The sequence below is a fragment of the Rhodococcus sp. APC 3903 genome, from assembly GCF_030407755.1.
GTDB lineage: Bacteria > Actinomycetota > Actinomycetes > Mycobacteriales > Mycobacteriaceae > Rhodococcus_F > Rhodococcus_F erythropolis.
In genome coordinates, this window is the sequence record NZ_JASDCV010000013.1 from 13499 (window position 1) to 31910 (window position 18412).

The window sequence follows — 18412 nt, forward strand, 5'->3', positions numbered from 1 at the left end:
GGCTTCACGACGCCACCCACGGTGCAATCGGATTGCCCTGCCAGCGGGTGGAGGGCGGAACGGTGTCACCTCGCATCACCAGAGATGCAGGCCCTACCGTCGCTCCCGCGCCGATGCCGGCTGCGGGTAGCGCGACACAATGCGGTCCCAGCGTTGCTCCTGCTCCCAAGGTGACGGTGTCCATGGACATGATCCGATCATGGAAGAGATGAGTTTGCACGACGCACCCCCGTTCCACTGTCGCTCCGTCGCCCAAAGTCACAAGATCTGCCTCGGGTAGCCAGTACGACTCACACCAAACGCCCTTGCCGATCTTGGCCCCGAGCCCACGCAAGAAGATGTTGAGTACGGCAGTACCAGTCGCTGCGCGAGCGAACCACGGCGCTGCGACGGTTTCGACGAACGCGTCGGCGACCTCGTTGCGCCAGACGAACGAACTCCACAGCGGATGCTCGACCTTGGCGATGCGTCCGACGACGATCCACTTGGCGGCGATGGTGATCGCGCCAGCCACTGCTCCGGCGACGAGCAGAATTACGCCGCTCAACAGAGCCGCGAACCAGAATCCGACGGCGCCGACCAGTGCTTCGAGTGCAAACAGAACACCGAGACCGATGCCGAACGTGACCATCACGGGGATCAGTCGGCAGGTTTCGACCACTCCGCGGGCGATCTTGAGTCGCATCGGCGGATTGAACGTGCGGGCGGCGTCGGTGTCCCCGGCAGCCCTTCTCAGACGTACCGGTGGACTACCCAGCCACGATGATCCGGACTTGGCCTTGGACGGGGTGGCCGACAGAACCGCCACGAGACCGTTCTTGGGGACGCGTCGACCGGGTGCGGTCATACCGGAGTTGCCGAGGAACGCACGCTTGCCGATCTTCGCCTGTTCGATGTGCATCCAGCCGCCGCCGAGGCCGTAGCTCGCAACCATGGTGTCGTCGGCGAGGAATGCGCCGTCGGCGACCGTCGTGAACTTGGGAAGGAGGAGCACGGTGGATGCTTCGACGTTCTTGCCGATCTTGGCGCCGAGGAGGCGGAGCCATCCCGGCGTCAGCAGGCTCGCGTAGAGCGGGAAGAGGAAGGTTCTGGCCGAGTCGAGCAGGCGTTCGGTCGCCCACACCTGCCAGCCGATGCGGCTGCGGACAGGGTGGTAGCCGGGGGTCAGCCCGATCGAGAGAAGACGAACGGCCACCAGTGTGACGACTGCGAAGACGAGCAAACTCAGGATGGTCGCGACGGGAAGCATGATCAGCGATTGGAGCACTGCGCTCGCGAGCGTGTCGGTGTCGCGGATCCACCAACCTATCAACGCGATTCCGGCCATCAGAGCGAAGATCGGCATACCGGCCAGGAAGACCGAGGTGACGCCGTATACCGGCACCCAGCCGGGTGCGCGCTTCGGATGTTCGGCCGGCCAAGGATGATTCGCTTTCCCGACCTTGGTGGCGGGGGAGCCGGCCCACTGCTGGTTTGCCTTTACTCGGCCGAACACCGCAGATCCGGGTTCGACGACGGCGTCCCGACCGATACGCGCGCCGGGCAGAAGCGTCGAGCGTGAACCGACGGAGGCGCCGTCGCCGATCTTGATCTCGCCGATGTGAATGACGTCGCCGTCGATCCAGTGGCCCGAGAGGTCGACTTCGGGTTCGACGGAGCAGCCGTCACCGAGTTCGAGCATGCCGGTGATGGGAGGAAGTGTGTGGAGATCGACGCCGCTGCCGATGTCGGCGCCGAGGGCGCGGGCGTAGTAGAGCATCCACGGTGCGCCCGAAAGGTTGGCTGCGCCACTGGCTTCGGTGAGTCGCAGCGCTATCCACAGACGCAGGTGTTCACTACCACCTCGCGGGTACGTTCCTGGTTCCAACTTGCGTAGGAGCAGGCGCGCCCCGACGACGGCGATGGTCATACGGCCGATCGGCGTGATGAACACGATGAACGCCAACAGGATCCACCACCACGAGACCGTGGGTGCCCAGCTGACGTCGACGAACCAGCCGAGGACGTTGTTCGCGATCGCCAGCCACGTCACCCACTGCAGTCCGGTGAGCGTCGTGAGTGGAACGGTGACGGCGATCTGCGCCAGCTGAGTTTTCAAGGGTGTTGGAGCGACGATGCGCGGCTCCACAGTTTCGGTGGGTGCCAATTCGTCGAGATATTCGGCGAGCGATCCCAACCGTGGATGGTCGTAGAGTTGTGCGACGGTCACTTCTGGGAACCGCTCGCGCAGGGCGGTCACCAACTGAGCAGCAGAGAGGGATCCGCCGCCCACTTCGAAGAAGTCGTCGTCGAGTCCGGTGATCTGGGCTCCCAGGATCGATCCCCACAGGCCGGCAACCCAGGCAGCGGTGCCGTCGAGGCCCAACGCGGCCCCGGCATCTTCACCGGCGCCGGGCAACGGCCACGGCAGCGCATTGCGGTCGACCTTGCCTGACGTACGCGTCGGAAGTTCGTCCATCAACGCCAGACGCGGCACGAGGGCTGCTGGTAGCTGCTCGCTGAGCAGTGCATGAGCGGCCTTGAGATCGAAGTCGGGATCCGTGCTGGCGATGTACCCGACGAGGAGCTGGTTGCCGGCTGCCGTCTTCTTCACGGCTGCGGCAGCGCCGCTCACACCCGGCAGATTCTGCAAGGCGTTGTCGACCTCACCGAGTTCGATGCGCCTGCCGCCGAGCTTGACCTGATCGTCCGCGCGGCCCTGGAACATCAGGCCGGTGGTCTCGAGCCGGACCAGGTCGCCGCTTCGGTAGGCGCGTTCCCACCCGAGCGAGGGCATCGACGCGTACTTCTCGGCGTCCTTCGCGGGGTCGAGGTAACGGGCGAGGCCGACGCCGCCGATCACCAGCTCGCCCACCTCGCCGACCGCGACGGGATTGCTCTGGGCGTCGACGACGGCAAGGTCCCAGCCGTCGAGGGGGAGGCCGATGCTGACGGGGCTCTTGCCGTCCATCAGTGCGCCGCAGGCGACGACGGTTGCCTCGGTGGGGCCGTAAGTGTTCCAGACCTCACGGCCCTCGACGGCCAGGCGTTCGGCCAGTTCGGGTGGGCAGGCTTCGCCGCCGAAGATCAGGAGTCGAACGGCTTCGAGGGCCTCGGCCGGCCACAGAGACGCAAGCGTCGGCACAGTGGAGACGATGCTGACGTCACGCGAGACCAGCCACGGGCCCAGGTCCATGCCGCTGCGGACCAGCGAACGAGGAGCCGGGACGAGGCAGGCGCCGTGGCGCCACGCGAGCCACATCTCCTCGCAGGACGCGTCGAATGCCACGGAGAGTCCCGCGAGGACGCGGTCACCAGGCCCGATGGGCTCGTCCTGGAGGAACATGCGCGCCTCGGCGTCGACGAAGGCTGCGGCATTGAGGTGAGTGACCGCGACGCCCTTGGGGGTGCCCGTGGATCCTGAGGTGAAGATGATCCAGGCGTCGTCCTCGGGTTCGGGTTCGCGAACCGGTGGATGTTCGAGCCGCTTCGGCGCCGTCCCCGGCTGGATTCCGTCGCCGGTGATGATCGCCGCTACCTGCGCCTCGCCGAACACCAACTCGGCGCGCTCTTCCGGATCGTCGGCGTCGACGGGAACGTAGGCGGCGCCCGCCGCGAGGATCGACAGGATCGCCACGTACAGCGAACGCGAACCTGACGGCATCCTGATTCCGACGCGGTCACCTGCGCCGACGCCGGCATCACCGAGCCAGCGCGCACCGAGCGCGATCTCGTCGAGCAACTCCGAGTACGACAGTGTGGTGTCGCCGTCGTCGATGGCAGGTGCTTCCGGGTTGGCCTCGGCTGAGGCCCGCACGATGTCGATGAGCGTGCGCGGCGCAGGTGCATGCGCCGACCGTAGGAATACGGACGGAATCCCGAAAGATTGTTCCGTCTCCGACTGCGACTGGAGTGGCAAACCCGTTGGTCCTGTTCTACTCACGAAACTTAGAGTCCTGCGAACTGTCGAGTTGAAAGTCTCATGACAAGTTTGCGAGTTGGTGAACAGATATGCCTAATGCAACATGCCGAACGTGCCGGTCAGTCCGTACTGGCAGCTTGCGCGTGGCCTTCTGCCGAGTCGGCGAACTCGGGTGTGTCGAACACCTCTCCGCCCAGCGGATCGACGACCTTCGATTCCTCGGAGAAGTCGACGGCGCCGGTATCCGGGTCGATGTTGACCGCATGGGCGGGAACTTCGTGGACCGCGACGAGCATGTGGGCGTCGGAGGGATCCGTCATGATTCCGCTTTGTGACGGGGTGAGCCCGGCGAAGGTCGACGAGATCTTCAGATCGCGGAGCCGCTTTTCGGTGGGTTGCGGAACGTCGGTCGATGCCGAGGCATTTGTAGAAACCCGCAGGTAGCGTGGTGCCGACGCGACCTCGTATCGGAACGCCTTCAGCATCGACAGACATGCCAGCACCATGATGACCGAGAACGGTACCGCCGTGGCGATGGCAACGGTTTGCAGCGCCGTGAGCGATCCACTGCCACCCACGATGAGGAGAACTGCGGCCGCGGCACCGGAGAGGAACGTCCAGTAGACACGCGTGATCTTGGAGGTCTCCAAGCTGCCACCGGTCGCGAGGATGTCGATGACGATCGAGCCGGAGTCCGCGGACGTGACGAAGAAGAACACGATCACGACGATCGCGAGAACACTCGAAATCGTTCCGAGCGGAAGTCCGTCGAGAAGCGTGAACAGCGACGTGTTGGTGTCCACTGCGCCGGATGCGTCGAGCATCGTGCCCTCGTTGCGCTGACGCAGAATGCCGGAGTTACCGAAGATCGTGAACCACAACGAACCAACCAGCGTCGGGGCCAGCAGCACACCGAAGACGAATTCGCGGATGGTGCGGCCGCGTGAGATGCGCGCGATGAACATGCCGACGAACGGTGCCCAGCTCATCCACCAACCCCAGTAGAAGATGGTCCATGCGCCCTGCCAGCCGTCTTCGGCGAAAGGGGACGTGCGCAGCATCAGTTCGGGCAAGGCCTGGACGTATCCGCCGAGGTTCTGCACCCACGACTGCATGAGGAACAGCGTCGGTCCCAGAATCAGGACGAACAGTGCCAGCGCGGCAGCGAGCATCATGTTGATGTTGGAGAGCCACTTGAGGCCCTTCGTGACACCGGAGACGACCGAGAAGGTCGCCATGCCCGTCACGATGACGATGATGGTGATGACCAACCAGTTGTCGGTCTCCACCCAGCCGAGGTAGTCGAGGCCGGCCGAGATCTGCTGGACACCGAAGCCCAGCGACGTCGCGACACCGAACAGCGTGCCGACGATGGCGACGACGTCAATGGCGTGGCCGATCTTTCCTTCGATGCGAGCCCGTCCGAGGAGCGGCTCGAGCAGCCAACGGATCGACAGCGGGCGACCCTTTCGGTAGGTCATGTACGCCAGACCAAGGCCGACGACGACGTAGATCGCCCATGCATGCAAGCCCCAGTGGAACAGCGTCAGTTCCATGGCTTGATTGGCTGCGGCGTCCGTGGATCCGGCGATCTGCCCGGCGACGGGTGGGGTCACGTAGTGCGAAAGTGGTTCGGCTACTCCGTAGAACACGAGCCCGATGCCCATGCCGGCGCTGAAGAGCATCGCGAACCACGAGAGCATCCCGAACTCGGGCTGCTCGTCGTCACGTCCCAATCGGATGTTGCCGATGCGGCTGATTCCGCAGTACAGCGCGAAGATCACGAAACCGGTGGCCGAGAGGATGTACCACCAGCCGACGCCGTCGCTGATCACGTTGTTGAGTGTTTCGAAAGCATCCGCGGCGGTTCCCGCGTAGATCACGGCAAAGGCGATCAGGGCAAAGATCACTATCGACGCGGGGATGAACACGGGTTTCCGTAGTTCACGCCACGCAGTTTTGACCGCAGTCATTCCACTCCTCGAACGTTCAGGCATTCACAGCGCCCATCAGGGCGGCCACGTGTCACGCGTAGGTGGGCGTTTCGCTCACACCATCGCAGGTCAAGACCGGGCTATTGCTTTGAAATTCAACGTAACGTCAAGTTTCGGTCAACTCAACTGGACGAAAGATGCTGCACTGTCGCGAAAGTTCTCACTGGATGCCGTAGTTCCGGTTGTAAATCGTTGGGTAATAGTGGCATTGGGCCATGAGTGGAATGCTGAACGGCGAATTCGATTGGTACGGTGAGTTGAATCGGTCGAGTCGACGCTCACCGATTGACCACATTTGTCAAACTCGGCGAAACAGCCTGTCTGTCAGGTGGTTAACTCCTGGCGTGCTTGCCCGATCGTGGCGGTCAGGTGTCGATACCTAACTGTGATTGTGATGGTCGCAACTATCAGTGATGCGGGCCCTGTTCGCCCCGCTGAGCGTCGATCAGATCCATCGCATCCTTCAGACCCAAGCCCGGATGCAGTTCGCGTAGTGCCTTGATTGCCGGAATACGGTCGTCAGTCGACGCGAGTGCACTACGGACGTCGTCGGCAGGGATTTCGGTGGGGGCAGTTGTCCCTTCCCACCACACCGACTGAGGTTTGTTCCTGTTTCGCCAGGCTTGGACTGCGTAGTAAGCAGACCCGGCCGTCGCGAAAAGCCAGATTGCGAGGAATGTCCAATTCCAAGCTGTGGGTTCTGTGATGACCTTGTCGATGGTGCTTGGGCCGAAGAAAACGAGTAGCCAAACCAGCACGATCGTCTGCCACCATCGCTCGACGCGCCTGCTCGGATTCCACCACTCTGCCATCGACCGATACTCGCACAGGGCTGCTGTTTCGGTGCGACGATGGAGATCATGGAGATTCGTGATGCGGTGGAGCGATTTCGAGGGGAATCAGGGACCTCGACGATCTTCGGAGAACCTCACCAGACCAGCGACGGATCGACGATCATCACGGTTTCGCGTCTACACCGGCGGTGGCGGGGCGACCCGATACCGGTGCCAGTGGGAGTGTTCTCGATCCACGAGGGTGAGCCGTCGTGGTCACCGGCCGTCGATCACACCAGGGCGGCTTTGATGGGGGAGTTCATCGGGTTGGCGGCCGCGGTGATCGCAACCCTGGCCGTTCTACGTCGACCGCCCTGGCCTGATGTGACGATTCGGAAGGGGTGACTCAATAGGGGCGACTCAGAAGGGGTGACCCAGAATTACGCCGATCAACTGGAACGGCATCGCGAGGAACATCGATCCGACGTAGAGCGGATAGCGAATCGGGTCGCCGGCGAGGTAACCCTCGGCGAGCCAGGCCATGACATCTGCTGATCCCATATTCGTTACTTCCCTTCGCGGTTGTGGTTCACCGACATTTTCGGTCGTGGGAGTTGTTTTGTTACAAGCGAACTCGAAGGAGGAGTGCATGTGACGGCAGTTTCGACGCAGCAAACTCAGTCAAGTGAGATCCCTGGGGGCGGCAGTCTCTACCGGCTTAGTCTGGATACTTAGCACCGTGGCGTAGTGAAATCTGTGCATTCTGCACATGTCGGGACAATTCGGTGAGCCTTACAGTCGCTAAATGACAACGACACCTTCTCCTCTCTCAGGCAAGACCGTCGTACTGATCGGCGGCGGAACAGGCATCGGGCTGCGGGTGGCGCAGCTTGCCGTCGACGCCGGCGCGCAGGTAGTTCTCGGTGGCCGAACCGCATCCAAGCTGGAAGCAGCGGCCACGCAGCTGGGTGCGGCGGCGCACTGGTTCACCGTCGACACCTCCGACGACGACTCGGTGAAAGCGTTCTTCACCAACATCCCCAGCGTCGACGCTCTCTTCACCACGGCTGCCGATTACCAGGTCGGCTCGTTCCGTGAACAGAGCGTCGAGGAAGCGGCGTCGCCGTTCACCTCCAAGTTCTGGGGGCAGTACCGCGTCGTGCACGCTGCGCTCGACAGGCTGACACCCACCGCATCGGTGGTCCTCATGTCCGGTGCTGCCAGTGTGCGGCCACCCGCGGCTGCCGCGGCCTACGTTGCGGCCAATGCGGCAATCGAGGGACTCGGGCGGGGGCTGGCGGTCGAACTGTCGCCGATTCGCGTCAACACCGTTGCTCCCGGAACCATCGACGGGCATCTGTGGGCTCAGCGCCCGGCGGAGGTTCGGGAGGCGGCGTTCACCTGGAGTGCGGAGAACAACGTGCTCGGCCGTGTCGGGAACGAAGACGAGATTGCACAAGCGGTGTTCTATCTCTTCACCAACACGTACACAACGGGTTCCACGCTGTACCCCGACGGCGGGTACGCGTTGCGCTAGGCCCGTGCCATTTGACGACTGAGTGAAATGACGACTGTGCGAAATGCATTGTCGTAACACGAAGAAACGCCAATTCGCCCATAGGCGTGACCCCGACCACATTCGTACCGTCTTCTCCGAGAACACTTCCCAACTATTCGAGGAGTCCGTCATGAAAAACACATCAACGACCGCCGCCGGCGGTGAAGTGTCCGACGGTGACGACTACGCGCTCACCCGCGTTCCCGACGAAGCACGGTATTCGTGGTTCTCGGTGGCAGTACAGCGATTCGGTCAGGTTTCGGCACTCGCACAGTTCCTGCTCGGTGCGACGCTCGGCTACGGCATGACGTTCTGGAATGCCTTCTGGGCATTGACAGTCGGGGCGGTGATTCTCGAGGTTGTCTGTATTTTCATCGGCATCATCGGGGTTCGTGAAGGGCTCAACACGTCGGTGGTCGCACGCTGGTGTGGATTCGGGCACGCTGGTTCCGCGGTGATCGGCCTGGTGATCGGAGTCAGCCTCATCGGTTGGTTCGGCATCCAATCTGCTGTCTCTGCATCAGGTTTGCACGGAATCATGCCGTTTCTGCCGCAGTGGGCGTGGGCCCTGGTCTTCGGCCTTCTGATCACCGCGATAGTCCTTCGCGGGTTCGGCTCCATGCAGCTGATCGCCAACATCACCGTTCCCCTGTTCCTGCTTCTGGTGGGTTGGGCCGTCATCTCCGAACTGCGTAATCACTCGCTGTCAGATCTGATGGCATCTGCTCCAGCCGGGCCGGAGCTCAGCTTCCTCGCCGGAACCACCATCGTCGCAGGCGGTTTCATTGCCGGAGCAGTGATCACACCCGACATGACGCGATTCAACCGCACGGCGGGTGACGTCGTGAAGCAGACACTCGTCGGAATCACATTAGGCGAATACGTGATCGGATTGACCGGTGTACTTCTTGCGCATGCCGTTCGCAGTTCCGACATCGCCACGATCATCCTGTCGTCGGTCGGCTGGGTCGGCGTTCTCATCATTGTTCTCGGAACTTTCAAGATCAACGACTGGAACCTGTACAGCTCGGGGCTCGGCATCGTGAACTTCATCGACGTAGTGTTCGGGCGACGCATCAATCGCGCCGTCGTCACCGCTGTGGTCGGCGTGACCGGTTCGATCCTCGCGGCTGCCGGAATCCTGAACTCGTTCACCGACTTCCTGATCCTGTTAGGCGTCGGATTCCCGCCGATCGCCGGAATCATGGTGGCGGAGTACTTCATCGTCAAGACCTGGCGCAAGGACCTGGAGGAGAGTCGAGCCGCGGGTACCCTCCCGAACTCGGCGCCCACTTGGGTACCGGCCACGTTGGTGATCTGGATCGTCTCGGCGCTGATCGGGCATTACAGCACCTTCGGTTTGCCGTCCATCAACGCGGTGGCCTCGGCATTCGTTCTCTACGTCGTCGCGGGTCGACTCGGCCTGATTCGCGGGGTCGGACGCACCACAACCGAAGCGCCGCAAGAGCCTTCGGGAACATCTGCGCTCACGCACTAGCACTGCAAACACTGTAGAAGGGAGTTCGCGATGCGAATCGGAATCGACGTCGGTGGTACAAACACCGATGCGGTCCTGATGGACGGGACCACCGTCATCGGGCATGTCAAACACTCGACCAGCAAGGACATCACCGGCGGAATCGGCGGAGCTCTGACGGCGCTGCAGCAGCAGTACTCGTTCTCTCCCAGCGCTGTTCAAGCAGTGATGATCGGCACGACGCACTTTCTCAACGCTCTCATCGAGCAGCGAGGACTTGCACCAACAGCGGCTCTGCGATTGGGGCTTCCGGCGACCGCAGCGCTTCCGCCGATGGTGGGGTGGCCGCGAGACCTGGTCTCCGCTGTGCAAGGAAGGCACTACCTCGCTCACGGTGGGCACGAGTTCGACGGTCGTCGTATCTCACCGCTGGATCCCGGCGAGATTCGTCGCCATGCCGCCGACATGGCTCGCAGCGGTACTCGTTCGGTCGCAATATCGTCGGTGTTCTCTCCGGTCAATCTCGAATGCGAAGCGGCGGCAGCGGAGATCGTGCGTCAGGAACTCGGCCCGGACGTCGCAATTTCGCTCTCTCACGAGATCGGTCGAGTGGGTCTACTCCAGCGGGAGAACGCGACCATCATCAACGCTGCGCTTCGCGAGCTTGCCGATCACATCGTCGACGGTCTTGCCAGTTCTTTGGTCGAGCAGGGCATCGCCGCACCGCTGTATCTGAGCCAGAACGACGGAACCTTGATGGACATCGAGTACGCAAGGCGTTATCCGGTGGCGACTTTCGCGTCGGGACCGACCAACTCCATGCGAGGCGCCGCTGTTCTGTCCGGTCTGGCCAGCTGTGCGGTGATCGACATCGGGGGCACCACTACCGACGTGGGCGTACTGACCAACGGTTTCCCCAGAGAAGCCACCACGGAGGTGACGGTCGCGGGGGTACGGACCAATTTTCGTATGCCGGACGTCTTCTCGATCGGTATCGGTGGTGGTTCGCTGGTGGATGCAGACGGGCTCACAGTCGGACCCGAATCTGTGGGATACGAATTGGGTTCACGGGCACTCGTATTCGGCGGTGACACGTTGACGGCCACCGACATCGCCGTCGCGGCAGGCTTGGCCGACGTCGGAGATCGCAGTGCGGTAGCGCACCTCGACCGCGGTCTGGTGTCGACGGCACTCGACCGGATCTCGCGCCGGGTCGCCGACGCCGTGGAACAGATGCGGACCACGTCGGATCCACTTCCCGTTGTGGCGGTTGGCGGGGGATCGGTTTTGCTGGAGCACGAACTTCCCGGCCTGGGAACGGTGATTCGTCCTGAGCGCTTCGACGTTGCCAATGCGATCGGCGCTGCGATCGCGCAGGTCAGTGGTGAGGTAGATCGAGTCGAAGCGGTACGGGACGGGCGCAGGCAGATTCTTGCCGACGACGCTCGCCAGGAGGCGATCGATCGGGCAGTCGCAGCAGGCGCACGGCCCGAGTCGGTGCAGATCGTGGAGTTCGACGAGGTCCCGATTCCGTATCTGCCGGGCAACGCAACACGTATTCGAGTGAAGGCAGTCGGTGACTTGGCACTGCACAGTGGTCTGGTCTCCACCGGTCAGGAAGGCTCACGATGAGTTGGACACTACGAACGGCAGACCTCGACGACCTCGCCAGGGGCGCAGCTTTGTTGGGGACCGGCGGCGGGGGAGATCCGTTCGTCGGCAAGATGTTGGTCACGCAGGCGCTCGGGGAAGCCGGTGAAATCACGATTCTGGATCCGGAGGAGCTCGACGACGACGCGTGGGTGATCCCCGTCGCGCAGATGGGTGCACCGACCGTCGTGGTCGAGAAGATGCCGCGCGGAACCGAACCCGAGCTGGCGCTGATCACGTTGGAGAAGCACACGGGGCGAACTGCAGATGCCACGATGCCGATGGAGTGCGGCGGGATCAATTCGATGATTCCGTTGCTGGTGGCAGCGCGGCGCGGACTGCCGGTTGTCGACGCCGACGGGATGGGACGAGCCTTTCCTCAGCTCGAGATGGAAACCTTCTCGGTGTACGGGATTTCGGCGAGTCCGCTCGCCATGGCGAACGAGCACGACGAGGTTGCGATCTTCGACACCGGCAGCGACAACAGCAGATTGGAGGGCCTCGCTCGCGGGGTGACGTCGAGGTTCGGTGGGATGGCGCATATCGCGCAGTACTCGATGACGGGTGCAGATGTGAAGCGGACGGCGATCCCACGGACTCTGTCGTTGGCCTTGGCCATCGGTCGGTCCATCAGGCTTTCACGTGAGCAGCGGGTGGACCCGGTTCAGGCGCTGGTGGACGGTCTCGCCGACACGCTTTACGGATACGGGCGAGTTCTCTTTCACGGCAAGGTGATCGATGTCGACCGGCGAACCGATGAGGGGTTCGCTCGAGGTTCGGTGCGGATCGCCGGCGTCGGAGACGAAGAGCTGGAAGTTCAATTCCAGAACGAAAATCTGATCGCCGTGCAATCCGGAGTAATGGTGGCGATCGTGCCAGACCTTATCTGCATCGTCGAGGCCGACACTGCCGAGCCCATCACCACCGAGGGATTGCGGTACGGGCAGCGAGTTGCGGTCATCGGGATCGCGACTCCGCCGATCATGAGAACACCGGAGGCACTGGCGGTCTTCGGCCCGGCAAGCTTCGGACTCGATCGCCCGTTCCTGCCGGTGGAGACACTCGAGCAACCTGTACTGGCAGAATAGCGAGCCGTGAGCAGGCTGCACGCGGTCCGGGAGGCCGACCTCGACGCGATCGCAGCGGGGGCGGTGGTCTTGGGCTGCGGTGGGGGCGGCGATCCACGCCTGTTCGTGGAAATGCTGCGTCCACTGATGACGTCAACGTCGGTAGAAGTCATCGCGCCGGACCAGTTGCCGTCCGGGGCGATGATCATGCCGGTGGGAATCGTCGGATCGGCCCTGGCTTTGGAAGAGCAACTGCCCTCCGGGAATGAGTTTGCCGACACTGCAGCAGCTTTGACGCGGTGGACTGGTAAACGTCCGACCGCGGTGATGACTTTCGAAGGCGGTGGACTCAACGCTCTCTCCGGCATTGCGGCGGCGTTGGCGTTGGGGATTCCCGTGGTCGACGCGGACCTGCTCGGTCGAGCGATGCCTCGGCTCGATCACTTCTCTCTCGCCGCAGCCGGGTTGGAATTGTGCCCGGTCACTCTCGCCCAGCCCGGCGGCCTCATTACCGTCGTCGACGGAGTGGATGTGCTGGGCGCCGAGGTAGCAGTGCGGTCGTTGATCGGGAGAACCAGCGGTTGGGGCGCTCTGGCGATCGCGTCGATCGATGCGCGGACTGTGCAGGAGGCGTGCATTCCGGGAACTCTGTCCCGAGCATATGAACTGGGTCAGCACGTCGGGACCCTCGGCAGTTGGCGGGAGATCGCCGAAAGCTCCGGGGGGCGAGTAATGGGGACAGGCCGGGTGCGTGCGGTGCGTCGTAGTCGCCCGAACGCCGGCGATCGTCGGGGCAACGTGATTCTCGAACACGATTCTGCGGTGATACGAGTCGAATTCGAAAGTGAGTTCCTGACCGTCGCGTCGGACGGCGAGATGATTGCGACATGTCCGGACATCGTGACGTTGCTCGACGTCCGGACCGGTGCCTTCGTCTCGTGCGAATCAGTGCACCAGGGGCAGGACGTGGCCGTGTTGGTTCTGCCCGGCCCTCAGTGGTGGGCGGAAGATGTGAGCAGGTTGAAAGTTGTCGGCCCGCGGGCCTTCGGGATCGACCACGACGCAGTGCTGATGGAGGCGCAATGAGCGCGAGTGTGTCGGCGTTGCTGAACAACCCGATTTTTGTCGGGTTGTATCGACTTGCCGGCGAAGGTGATCCCGTCGTGACGACAGTGGGAGCGCTCACCGGGGAATCGGCACAGTCAGCCGAGGCCGTGTCGGGTGCGGCGGGTGCAGGATCAGTTCTGGTGATTCTCGATCGAATCGACGTCGGGGAGTGGAGATTCGACGCTCTCCTTCGACGCACGGCGGCGACCGGCTGCCGGGTGCTCGCGGTACACAGCACTGCGGCGGAGGATGCGAATCTCTCGTTGCTTGCCGATCGCCTCGGACTGGTGGTGCTCGGAGTATCCGACCCGTGGCAGTTCAGCGTGGATCTTCGTGATCTTCTCTCGAATTCGCGGGCGGTGATGGCCGACGCGGTACTGCGGGCGACACACGCGGGCCAGCGGGCCGGCGGAAGCGTCGAGAATCTTCTGTCGGTGCTGCTGAACACATTTCAGCGTTCGTTCATCCTCCTGGACGCGTCCGGACGCCCGCTGACCGGCGCCGATTTGTTGTCCGACGCTGATCGAGCAGCCGCCGGTATGTTGTCGGGCCGCGGGGCGCCCACCACTGTTGAATTGGACTCCGGCGGGGTCCTGATTGCGTGCCCGGTGATGTCCGGCGCAGCCCGAGAGCCCTGGCTGGCGGTGCTGCTCCCGGTGCGTCAAAGCGTCGAAGAGGCTTCTCTCTCAGTGGTTCTCGACGTGGCCTCGTTGGCTGCCGGGCACCGACTGGCCGTTGCACGCATGGTCGACGAGCGTGAAGCGCGCCGGCGTAGCGCGCTACTCGGTGAACTGATCGACACGTCAGCAGACGCCACACCCGGACTGCTCCGGCGCGCACTCGACGCGGGTTGGGCACTGGACGGATGGCATATCGGCATCAAAGTCCTGGCGGTCGGTGAGGTCGACCTGGTGGCCAGGCGCAGTGAGGTCTCAGACGCCCTCGCCGCCGAGGGAATCGACGCCAATGTCGTGGAACAGGCTGACGGCTGGGCAGCGTGGACCACTCTGCCGGGCGAGCCGCGACCGGAGTCGATCACCAGGATCGCCGAGAGCATCCGTGCAGCTCAGGCGAGGTTGGAACCCACGATGGAGACCTGGGTCGGTGTGGGACGCGCACACGACGGTCCGGCTGGAATCGGTGCGTCCCTGTCTGAGGCCGGGGATGCCGCTCGGCTCGCGGGTTCGAGGTCGCAGACAGGCCGCTTCCTGCACGTGGACCGCCTGGGTCTGGCGCAGTTGCTGCTGGCGTGGACGCGAACCGACACGTTTCAGCCCGCAGCCGCGGCACTGCTCGCGCCGCTACGAGATTCGAATGGAGAGTTGCTCGAGACTCTGTCGACGTACCTCGACGAAGAATCGTCTCTGGCTCACACCGCAACCCGAATGGGCTTGCACCGCAACACCGTATCGAGTCGGATCGATAGAATTCAGCGCCTTCTCTCGGTGGATCTCGCAGATCCGGAAACGAGACTCGCGCTCCACCTTGCTTGCCGGACCATCGCGCCCTGACGGAGATCTTCGCGGCTTCGTCTTGACAAGCAAGGGAGGTTCCTGCCATCCTCGTTGCCAGGTCACGAGTACCAGTGTTCAGCCCCGGCTTGCTGGTCGGCAACCCTCCTCCGCGGTGGGGTGCTCCGGGTGACGACCCGGCTGCGTTCGAAAACGAATGCGGCAAGCGCGGACTCTTCCGGGGCCATCACCCGACGAACGAGTCCTTGAACGTGAGGATTGTCTTCGATGACTGCTGTATTGAGTGCCGACACCTGCCGCACCACCGCGATTGCCAAGGTTTCGGGTGCTGACCTGCAGGTTCCATTGGTTCAGGGCGGCGAATGCTCCTACGCCAACTTCGACTACGCCGCGAGTGCGCCGGCATTGGCCCAGGTCACCGACCGTATCGCCGAGTTGCTGCCGACATACGCCAGCGTCCACCGCGGTGCCGGCTACGCGTCTCGGATCTCCACGCTCACCTACGAGAACGCTCGTGAATCCGTTGCTCGTTTCGTGAACTGTGCCGACGATCAGGTTGTCGTCTTCACCCGGAACACCACCGATTCGCTGAACCTGCTTGCGCAGTGCGTCCCCGGCAGCACCGTCGTCCTCGATGTCGAGCATCACGCAAACCTGTTGCCGTGGAACGACGCTCGTATCGTCACCGCTGCAGACACCATCGAAGAGACGATCGAGCGTCTGATCGGTGAACTGTGCACCAAGCCTGCAGCGCTGCTCGCAATCACCGGTGCCTCCAACGTGACCGGCGAGATCCTGCCGATTGCACGCTTGGCTGACATCGCTCATCGTTGCGGCGCACGTATCCTCGTCGACGCAGCTCAGTTGGCTCCTCACCGTCGCATCGACCTGCAGGAATGCGGGGTCGACTACATCGCTTTCTCCGGTCACAAGCTCTATGCGCCCTTCGGCGCGGGTGTTCTGGTCGGACGCCGTGACTGGCTCGACGAGGCTCAGCCGTACCTCGCCGGCGGCGGCGCCGTGCGTGAGGTGACCATCGAGTCCACGGAGTGGGCCTGCGCGCCTGCCCGCCACGAGGCAGGTTCCCCCAATGTTCTCGGTGCGGCAGCCATCGCGACCGCATGCGAAACCCTGCACGCGCTGGACTTCGACGTCATCGCCGAGCACGAGAAGGCACTCACCGCCCAGCTCACCGACGGATTGTCCGCCATCGAGGGCGTCTCGCTCGTGCGACTGTGGAATGACGCACCGGACGCCGTCGGAATCGTCACCTTCACCGTCGACGGATTCGAAGCGGGCGAAATCGCCGCATTCCTCTCCGCCGAGCACGGCATCGGAGTTCGCGACGGTCGCTTCTGCGCACACCCGGTTCTCGCACGCCTCGGCCTCTCCGGCGGTGCAGTTCGCGCCAGCCTCGGCCTCGGTAGCAGCTCGGACGACGTGACGCGGTTGGTAGACGCCGTGAACATCCTGGTTTCGAATCAGCGTGATTGGAACTACGCCAAGACTGCCGGTGCGTGGAACCCCGTGCCCGAGACCCGCCCCTTCCTCGGAGCCGCAGACGACAACGCCGGCGCAGCCGAGTGCGTCTGAGCTGAGCTCGGTCCCCGAAAACTCGAACGGACAACTAGCATGGCAGCCATGGCACCAGCGGATTTCCCCGCCACCCCTTCGAGAGTGAGCATCACTCTCGGTCAGTGGTGCCGTCGCCATGTCGATCTGTGCCGCACCTCGTCAGGAATGTGTTCGAGCTGACGATTCGTCTCGCTCATCCCATACTTTTCTGATTTTCGGAGGTCTCACATGTCTTCACGCGCTTCGCATTCTCTGCACGTAGCGGTCGAGTTGACCGGATCCGGTCACCATCCGGCAGCTGAGGGCGCACCCGGCAACCTGCCCATCATCGGCGGCGACTACTGGGTGGACCTCACCGAGGGCGAAAAGGCTCTCGATTTAGCCTCATTCCCTACCAATGTGGTTCGGATTCGCGCTGCGGACCTGCGTGAGGCACAGCTCGAACGTGCACGGATACGCGCTGCTGTCGCCGAAGAAGGACGCGATCCCGACAGTGTCGCAGTACTGGTCGATCTCGAGATTCTGATCGCGCCGGAGGCTCGCTCCGCCCGTAAAGAGCTTGCACAGTTGGACAGCGCGTTGACGGCGCCGCGGGTTCCCGTTTCGCTTCACTACGTCGGAACGCCTTCCGGTCTCGGCAGTTTGATCGCCGATATCCGAGCTGCCGAGGTCGCCGACGGCGTTACGTTGCTGCCTCTCGCATTGCCTCGCGCGCTCGAGCATCTGGTGGACAGCACCATTCCGTGGCTTCAGGATCGCGGACTTGTCACACCGTCCACCGCAGTCGACGAGGTTCTCGGGCGTTTCGGACTGCCGCCCCGTCAGCGCACGCTTGCGTCCTGATCGTCACCGATTGCATCTGCGTACAGGTGGAACAGCGACGGTAATTCGTCGGCACCGTCCACCTGTGCCAGAAGCGTCCAGCATTGCGCAGTGATCGACCGAGCCCTCGTGCCGATCCAGTTGGTGGGCAGTAGTTCCGGCGGCAACAGCGGATCCGGTTCCATGGCTCGCGTGAATTCCGCCGCGAGCTCGATGGTCATCGTGACAGCATCGGTACCGGAACCGTTCTGCAGTTTGTGCAGGCGTGCGGTCGCTACGTCGAGCAGCCGTTCGTATCCGTCAGCGATCTGGTCCAGTGGCCACAACTGCGCGGCAATCTTCACGGGGTCTACGAGCATGCCCACTTTCAGATCTCGAGTGGTGAGAGAAGACAGGTGCTGTTCGACGTCGAGTTCGGCGGCCGCATCGTGAATATACGGTTCCCAGGCGTGCGGCGAGACGTACAGACCGCCCTGGACGAGCGCGCCGCCGAGGTAAACGACCTTGGTGCGCAGCGCATCTCGCGCTTTCCGCGACGACTCCGGAATTGCGAACCCGGCCAGGTGCCAATACCCGTCCCACGGCGTCACAGTGTCGCGGTCTTGTTGATAGGCCAGCCGAACGAATTCGACGTCGGGTTCCATCTCGCGCACGGCTTTCGGCGTTGCTCGTAGCGTGGCCTGCCGCCCGCGACCTTCCTGAGTGAACTTCCCCTCGGTGACCAACCGCTTGATGCACAGCCGAACCTGTTGATCAGTTTTGTCGAGGGCGTCGGCGGTGGCATAAAGGGTGCGTCCGTCGACAGTTCCGTCCGTGCGCAGTAGTCCCTCGATCAAGATCCTCGTGGGTACATCGACGTCCATGTCGGTCATCGCCATGTCCTTTCCTCGCTTCTCGACATCTTCGCCCACAACTGTACTATCGAATGCAATACGATCGTTTCAAATTCGTACGTTAGGGCGGGAAGATGGCAGCGGAATCGATGAGCGAGGGCAAGAGTAAGCCTCGTTTACGCA

The 18412-nt window shown here is 63.1% G+C and carries 14 protein-coding genes and 1 riboswitch; of the genes, 9 read left to right on the top strand and 5 right to left on the bottom strand.

What is annotated here, in order from left to right; translation table 11 throughout:
* Positions 1–4: 4 nt before the first annotated feature.
* The 3 genes from QMA15_RS19090 to QMA15_RS19100 all read right to left on the bottom strand — a co-directional run bounded on the left by QMA15_RS19090 (position 5) and on the right by QMA15_RS19100 (position 6707).
* Positions 5–3898, bottom strand: a complete 3894-nt coding sequence (locus tag QMA15_RS19090; RefSeq protein ID WP_003941141.1) for a Pls/PosA family non-ribosomal peptide synthetase — start codon at positions 3896–3898, stop codon at positions 5–7.
* Between the two features lie 122 nt (positions 3899–4020).
* A complete protein-coding gene (locus QMA15_RS19095; protein ID WP_007727149.1) occupies positions 4021–5874 on the bottom strand; it encodes a BCCT family transporter in 1854 nt (617 codons plus the stop codon).
* A 428-nt stretch (positions 5875–6302) separates the two neighbouring features.
* Complete coding sequence (locus QMA15_RS19100; RefSeq protein ID WP_047889581.1) at positions 6303–6707, bottom strand: hypothetical protein; 405 nt, start codon at positions 6705–6707, stop codon at positions 6303–6305.
* 39 nt (positions 6708–6746) lie between these two features.
* Between QMA15_RS19100 and QMA15_RS19105 the strand changes: the two genes are divergently transcribed.
* On the top strand, positions 6747–7073 hold the full coding sequence (locus QMA15_RS19105) for a hypothetical protein (protein ID WP_030245220.1): 327 nt from the start codon (positions 6747–6749) through the stop codon (positions 7071–7073).
* A gap of 15 nt (positions 7074–7088) precedes the next feature.
* On the opposite strand, the gene QMA15_RS19110 is transcribed toward QMA15_RS19105, so the two are convergent.
* Positions 7089–7229 carry a hypothetical protein gene (locus tag QMA15_RS19110; RefSeq protein WP_003941170.1) on the bottom strand — a complete coding sequence of 47 codons (141 nt, stop codon included), beginning with the start codon at positions 7227–7229 and terminating at the stop codon, positions 7089–7091.
* A 244-nt stretch (positions 7230–7473) separates the two neighbouring features.
* Between QMA15_RS19110 and QMA15_RS19115 the strand changes: the two genes are divergently transcribed.
* The 8 genes from QMA15_RS19115 to QMA15_RS19150 all read left to right on the top strand — a co-directional run bounded on the left by QMA15_RS19115 (position 7474) and on the right by QMA15_RS19150 (position 17417).
* Positions 7474–8205 (top strand): SDR family oxidoreductase, encoded by a 732-nt coding sequence (locus tag QMA15_RS19115; protein ID WP_047889582.1) that lies wholly within the window; start codon positions 7474–7476, stop codon positions 8203–8205.
* Between the two features lie 151 nt (positions 8206–8356).
* Positions 8357–9724, top strand: coding sequence for a cytosine permease (locus tag QMA15_RS19120; RefSeq protein WP_020906011.1), 1368 nt, complete (start codon positions 8357–8359; stop codon positions 9722–9724).
* 30 nt (positions 9725–9754) lie between these two features.
* Positions 9755–11335 carry a hydantoinase/oxoprolinase family protein gene (locus QMA15_RS19125; RefSeq protein WP_279163006.1) on the top strand — a complete coding sequence of 527 codons (1581 nt, stop codon included), beginning with the start codon at positions 9755–9757 and terminating at the stop codon, positions 11333–11335.
* Positions 11332–12441: a DUF917 domain-containing protein gene (locus QMA15_RS19130; protein WP_279163007.1), complete on the top strand. Its 1110-nt coding sequence runs from the start codon at positions 11332–11334 to the stop codon at positions 12439–12441. The genes QMA15_RS19125 and QMA15_RS19130 overlap by 4 nt, the downstream gene beginning before the upstream one ends.
* A 6-nt stretch (positions 12442–12447) precedes the next feature.
* Positions 12448–13506, top strand: coding sequence for a DUF917 domain-containing protein (locus QMA15_RS19135; protein WP_279163008.1), 1059 nt, complete (start codon positions 12448–12450; stop codon positions 13504–13506).
* Positions 13503–15038, top strand: coding sequence for a helix-turn-helix domain-containing protein (locus QMA15_RS19140; protein WP_047889585.1), 1536 nt, complete (start codon positions 13503–13505; stop codon positions 15036–15038). The genes QMA15_RS19135 and QMA15_RS19140 overlap by 4 nt, the downstream gene beginning before the upstream one ends.
* Positions 15039–15098: 60 nt before the next feature.
* Positions 15099–15213: riboswitch (SAM riboswitch) on the top strand.
* 53 nt (positions 15214–15266) lie between these two features.
* On the top strand, positions 15267–16592 hold the full coding sequence (locus QMA15_RS19145; RefSeq protein WP_019746685.1) for an aminotransferase class V-fold PLP-dependent enzyme: 1326 nt from the start codon (positions 15267–15269) through the stop codon (positions 16590–16592).
* 210 nt (positions 16593–16802) lie between these two features.
* Entirely contained in the window at positions 16803–17417 is a 615-nt protein-coding gene (locus tag QMA15_RS19150; protein WP_047889587.1) for a hypothetical protein, read from the top strand.
* Here the strand turns inward: QMA15_RS19150 and QMA15_RS19155 are convergent.
* Entirely contained in the window at positions 17396–18274 is an 879-nt protein-coding gene (locus QMA15_RS19155; protein ID WP_290285910.1) for a PaaX family transcriptional regulator C-terminal domain-containing protein, read from the bottom strand. The two genes, QMA15_RS19150 and QMA15_RS19155, sit on opposite strands and share 22 nt — an antisense overlap.
* Positions 18275–18412: the final 138 nt, after the last annotated feature.